This window comes from Tenacibaculum sp. L6, assembly GCF_028823685.1.
GTDB lineage: Bacteria > Bacteroidota > Bacteroidia > Flavobacteriales > Flavobacteriaceae > Polaribacter.
In genome coordinates, this window is the sequence record NZ_JAPEHZ010000202.1 from 1 (window position 1) to 376 (window position 376).

General features: G+C 33.2%; 1 protein-coding gene. It reads left to right on the forward strand.

Annotated elements, in window-relative coordinates; genetic code table 11:
• Positions 1-366: hypothetical protein (locus OU788_RS12720; protein WP_274635496.1), on the forward strand; the 366-nt coding region annotated here is incomplete at its 5' end.
• Positions 367-376: the final 10 nt, after the last annotated feature.

Genomic DNA, 376 nt, shown 5'->3' on the forward strand with positions numbered 1-376 from the left:
ATCCCAACAGGTTCTGTCGCCAATGAACTTGGTTCAGACACTTGGTCTTTAGCAGCTGGAGCAGTAGTAGGTATAGTATTAAATAAGAATATATCACTATTCCCAGGGGTTAATTACGTGTATTTAACAGAACCTAAAGAAAGTGGTTTCGGGTTTCAAACAAATATGAGCTTGAAATTTAGCAAACAAGCATTTGTTTTTTTAAATCCTATTGTTACAATGTTTGATTTTGACACTATTTGGCAAGCTGAAGTTAATTTTAATTACATAATTACCCCTAACAAATTTAAAGTCAACGCTGGCTGGTATCCAAACTTTACAAATGATATCAATACAATGAGAGTACGCGCAACTTTTTTTCTTTAAGAAAGATGTA